Annotated in this window: 4 protein-coding genes; all 4 read left to right on the top strand. The window is 75.2% G+C overall.

The genetic code is table 11. The features are described from left to right. Window positions 1-87: 87 nt before the first annotated feature. Window positions 88-699 (top strand): histidine phosphatase family protein, encoded by a 612-nt coding sequence (locus SACSA_RS0113360; protein WP_019816425.1) that lies wholly within the window; start codon window positions 88-90, stop codon window positions 697-699. After that, window positions 696-1,469 (top strand): diglucosylglycerate octanoyltransferase, encoded by a 774-nt coding sequence (gene octT / locus SACSA_RS0113355; RefSeq protein ID WP_019816424.1) that lies wholly within the window; start codon window positions 696-698, stop codon window positions 1,467-1,469. The genes SACSA_RS0113360 and octT overlap by 4 nt, the downstream gene beginning before the upstream one ends. A gap of 4 nt (window positions 1,470-1,473) precedes the next feature. Then, complete coding sequence (locus tag SACSA_RS0113350; protein WP_019816423.1) at window positions 1,474-2,328, top strand: DegV family protein; 855 nt, start codon at window positions 1,474-1,476, stop codon at window positions 2,326-2,328. A gap of 154 nt (window positions 2,329-2,482) precedes the next feature. Beyond that, on the top strand, window positions 2,483-2,756 hold a 274-nt coding region (locus SACSA_RS26845), incomplete at its 3' end, for a hypothetical protein (protein ID WP_048876753.1).

The following is a 2,756-nucleotide window of genomic DNA, read 5'->3' as shown; positions in this document are numbered from 1 at the left end:
CGCCGATGACACCGCCGCGTCGGGCGGCGCCGCCGACACCGCGTCGGGGGCCGCCGACGACGGGGCGGACCGGGGATCGGAGACGCCGTGACGCTGCGGCGCCTCGTGCTGTGGCGGCATGGCGAGACCGACTACAACGCCTCCGGCCGGATGCAGGGCCAGCTCGACTCGGCCCTGACCGAGATCGGCTGGAAGCAGGCCCGCTTCGCGGCACCCGCTCTCGCCCGGTTCACCCCCGACCTGGTCATCGCCTCCGACCTGCGCAGGGCCACGGACACGGCGACGGTGCTGACCGAGGCGTTCGGGGTGCCGCTCCGTGTCGACAAGCGGCTCCGCGAGACCCATCTGGGTGAGTGGCAGGGCATGACGGTGACCGCCGTGGCGGAGCGTGCGCCTGCCGACCGGGAGCGCTGGCGCACCGACGCGACGTGGGCCCCACCGGGCGGGGAATCGCGGATCGAGGTCGCGGAACGGGCCTACGAGGTGGTGGATGACCTGCTGCGTGGCGACGAGCAGGTGGAAACCGTGCTCCTTGCCGCGCACGGTGGGCTGATCCTGGCGTTGACGGCGCGGCTGTTGGAGCTGCCGGTGCCGCTGTGGCCGTCGCTCGGCGGCATCTCGAACTGCCACTGGGTGGAACTGGGTCGGCGGGACGAGGGCTGGCGGCTCCACGCCTACAACGCCGGCATCACGGGATGACTGCCACTTCCGGCCCCCGGCTGCTCGTCTTCGGCGACTCGCTGAGCTTTCACGGCCCCGACGGCACCCATGCCGCCGACGAGGACCGGTTGTGGCCCAACGTGGCCGCCGCGGCCCTCGGTGGTCACGCCGACCTCGTGGCGGGCACCGGGTGGACCGCGCGGGACGCGTGGTGGGCGCTGACCGGCGACCCGCGGGTGTGGGCGGACGTCCCCCGGGCCGACGTCGTGGTGTTCGCGGTGGGCAGCATGGATTCGCTGCCCTCTCCGCTGCCGACCTACCTGCGTACCGGTCTGCGGTACGTGCGCCCCGCACCGGTGCGCCATGCCGCCCGCGAGGCGTACCGCCTGGCGCAGCCGGTGTTCGCGACCCTTCTCCGGGGACGGCCACCGGCTCTGCCGCCCCGCCTCACCGTGCGGTACCTGGACACGGCGGTCGAGGCGCTGCGGACGCTGCGCCCGGATCTGCCCGTCGTGGGGTGGGCACCGTCGGTGCACCGCGCGCCGTCGTACGGGTACGTGCACACCATGCGCCACCGCACCGCGGGTGCGCTGGCCGCCTGGTCGCGCCGCCGCGGTGTCCCGCTGCTCGACCTGCCCGCCGTGGTCGGCCCGCACGTGCTCGGCGGGCACGGCAACCCGGACGGCATGCACTGGGGCTGGGCGGGGCACGACCGCGTCGGCTGTGCGACGGCCGAGCTGATCGCGCCCCTGCTCGGGCGGCGCGGGGCGGAGGCTCCCGGCAGGGGGCCGGTGCGGGACGTAGGCTGAGCCGGTGCCCGTCGCGGTTGTCACGGATTCCACTGCCCACCTGCCCGAGGCCTTCGCCGAGAGGCACGGTGTCCGGGTCGTGCCGCTGCACGTGCTCGTCGACGGTGTCGCCGCACTCGACGGGGTCGAGATGGGCCCGAGGGCGCTCGCCGAGGCTCTCCAGCGGCGGCACGTCGTGACCACGGCCCGCCCCACGCCCGCCGCACTCGCCGCCGAGTACCGGGCGGCACTGGACGGCGGAGCCGAGGCGGTGGTGTCGGTGCACCTGTCGAAAAAGCTTTCCGGCACGTGGGAGGCCGCCGTGCTGGCCGCCCAGGAGGTGGGCCCGGACCGGGTCCGGGTGGTCGACTCGCGCAGCACCGCGATGGGCCTGGGATTCGCGGTGTTGCACGCGGCGTCGGCCGCGGGCCGGGGAGCGGATGCCGAGCGGGTGGAGGCAGCCGCCGTCGCGGCGGCCGAGCGTTCGGAGACGCTGTTCGCCGTCGAGACACTCGAACACCTGCGCCGCGGCGGGCGCATCGGGCACGCCGCCGCGCTGTTCGGCACCGCGCTCGCGGTGAAGCCGGTGCTGCACATGGCCGAGGGGGAGATTCGCCCGCTCGAGAAGGTGCGGACGATGCATCGCGCCACTGCCCGGCTGGTCGACCTGGCCGAGCGGGCCGCCGGGGACGGACCCGTCGAGTTGGCTGTCCATCACCTTGCCGCGCCGGAGCGCGCCGCCGAGCTGGCGTCCCGCCTCGAGGAGCGGGTCGCGGGGTCGGCGGGGTGCGTGGTGTCGGAGCTGGGGGCGGTCATCGGCGCGCACACCGGGCCCGGAGTGCTCGGCGTGGTCGTGCAGAGGACTCCGCAGCCGGAGTGAAGCCGGGGCGCGACCCGTGTGCCCGAGTGCCCACCGGAGCCGCCGGTGCACGAGCGGACCGCTTGGTGCCCGTGGTGTCCACAAGGCCCGAGTTTTCCACAGGCGCGTGGTTCGACCCTGCCGCGTGGCCCGGTGGATTCCTAGCGTCGACGGTGTGTTCGAGACAGCACCGACCGAGACCCACCGCACAGGGCCGCCGCCGTCGCACGGACCTCGCGAGCCCGGGGACCACACCGCCCTCCCGAACGGCGGTGCCGATTCCGCCCTGGCGGGCGGCGGTACCGATTCCGCCGTCCCGGACGGCCGGGCCGACGCCGCCCTCGCGAGCGGTGGTGGCGATTCGGAGTCCCGGCCGGGCAGCGACGATTCCGTGTTCGAGGGCGGCGCCGAGGGCCGCCTCGAACGGCCGTCGCCTCGGGTCCGTCTCG

The organism is Saccharomonospora saliphila YIM 90502 (assembly GCF_000383795.1).
Lineage (GTDB): Bacteria > Actinomycetota > Actinomycetes > Mycobacteriales > Pseudonocardiaceae > Saccharomonospora > Saccharomonospora saliphila.
The sequence above is the reverse complement of the archived record's forward strand: the minus strand, read 5'-3'. Positions and strand labels throughout refer to the sequence as shown.

What these genes read in the sequence shown, in the direction of transcription:
- octT (WP_019816424.1), top strand. Translation starts at nt 696, where the DNA reads ATGACTGCCACTTCCGGCCCCCGGCTGCTCGTCTTCGGCGACTCGCTG.